This is a genomic window from Kluyvera sp. Awk 3 (assembly GCF_028069715.1).
GTDB lineage: Bacteria > Pseudomonadota > Gammaproteobacteria > Enterobacterales > Enterobacteriaceae > Kluyvera > Kluyvera georgiana_A.
Genome location: NZ_JANEWH010000297.1, coordinates 1 through 831, shown reverse-complemented (window position 1 = coordinate 831; position 831 = coordinate 1). Strand labels below are relative to the sequence as shown.

General features: G+C 39.2%; 1 protein-coding gene. It reads left to right on the top strand.

Features of this window, described 5'->3' with window-relative positions:
* Positions 1-831 (top strand): UDP-glucose 4-epimerase GalE (gene galE, locus NNN71_RS24750; protein ID WP_271459598.1); only part of this gene is annotated, 831 nt, incomplete at both ends.

Here is an 831-nt window from a genome sequence, read left to right as displayed (position 1 = left end):
CCGTTATTCAATTAATAGAAAATGGTTATGAGGTTGTTGTCCTGGATAATTTAATTAATTCATCGTCTGAATCTCTTAAGCGAGTCGAGGGAATTGTTTCCAAAAAAATTGATTTTGTAGAAGGGGATATAGGCGATCGCGGATGCGTTGCCAAATTATTTCAAGAACACCAGATTGATGCGGTCATCCACTTCGCTGCTTTAAAAGCAGTCGGCGAATCCGTTAAAAAACCACTTGAATATTACATTAATAATGTTAGTGGGACGCTAATTTTATTGGAAGAGATGAAAAAAGCAGAAGTCAATAAGTTCATTTTTAGCTCATCTGCAACAGTTTATGGAAATAATGCACCTGTACCAAATCTTGAAGAATATCCTATCGGAAATGCATCCTGCCCTTATGGAACCACAAAGGTATATCTTGAAAATATTTTATCTGACTGCGCCGTCGCTGATAAAAACCTTAAAATCATTGCTCTTCGCTACTTTAACCCAACAGGTGCGCATCCAAGCGGATTAATTGGAGAAGATCCAAACGGCGTACCAAGTAATCTCATACCGTATGTTTCTCAGGTTGCGATTGGCAAACTTGAAAAATTATCCATTTATGGCGGTGATTACGATACCCCTGATGGGACCGGTATTCGTGATTTTATTCATGTGATGGATCTCGCCTCTGGGCATGTCTGCGCATTGCGTCAGTTAGAAAAAATGTCAGGTTATGAAACCTTTAACCTGGGAACCGGTAAAGGCGTTTCAGTGCTTGAGATAATCAATGCATTTGAAAAAGCGAGTGGTATAAAGATTAATTATGAAATCGTTGGTCGTCGGG